Below are 877 nucleotides of genomic sequence, written 5' to 3' on the forward strand. Positions count from 1 at the left end.
TATTTGCAGGCATCCACCGAGACCAACGCCGAAGTCGGCGACCGCGCCAACGATGCCATCCGCATCACCGCGCTCGACGTGCGCGCCAAGGTCATCGGCGAGGGCGCCAATCTCGGCGTCACGCAGCGGGCACGCATCGAGTTCGGCATGAATGGCGGCCGCTGCAACTCCGACGCCATCGACAATTCGGGCGGCGTCAACTGCTCCGACGTCGAGGTCAACATCAAGATCGCGCTGGCGTCCGCCATGCTCAAGGGGTCGTTGACGCGCCCGGCACGCAACAAGCTTCTGGCCGAGATGACCGAGGAGGTCGGTTCGCTGGTGCTCTCCAACAACTACCAGCAGACGCTGGCGCTTTCGATCGCCCGCAAGCGCGGCCTCGCCGACATCGCGCATCAAAGCCGGTTCATGACGGCGCTGGAGGCGCGCGGCCTGCTCGACCGTGCGGTGGAGACGCTGCCGTCGCCGGCAGCACTTGCCGAGCGCGAAGCGCGGGGCGAGCCGCTGACCAGAGCCGAGCTCGGCGTGTTGCTCGCCTATGCCAAGATCGTGCTGTTTTCCGACATCGTCGCCAGCGACGTACCGGACGACGCGCATTTCGACCGCGACCTGATGGGCTATTTTCCCGACCGGATGGCGAAGAAATACGCCGCCGAGATCCATGGCCACAGGCTGCGCCGCGAGATCATCACGCGGGTCGTCGCCAACGATCTCGTCAATCGCGGCGGCCCATCCTTCGTCAACCGGTTGCAGGAAGCCACGGGGCGCACCGCCGCCGACGTCGTGCGTACCTTCGCGGTGGTGCGCGACGGGTTTGCCTTGCCAGCGCTCTATCGCGAGATCGACGCGCTCGACAACCAGATCGACGGTCAGGTGC

Annotated in this window: 1 protein-coding gene; it reads left to right on the forward strand. The window is 66.2% G+C overall.

What is annotated here, in order from left to right:
- Positions 1-877, forward strand: an 877-nt coding sequence (locus tag EN935_RS38110; protein WP_164771826.1) for an NAD-glutamate dehydrogenase domain-containing protein, incomplete at both ends; no start/stop codon positions are given.

This window comes from Mesorhizobium sp. M7D.F.Ca.US.004.03.1.1 (assembly GCF_003998635.1).
GTDB classification, from domain to species: Bacteria; Pseudomonadota; Alphaproteobacteria; order Rhizobiales; family Rhizobiaceae; genus Mesorhizobium; species Mesorhizobium loti.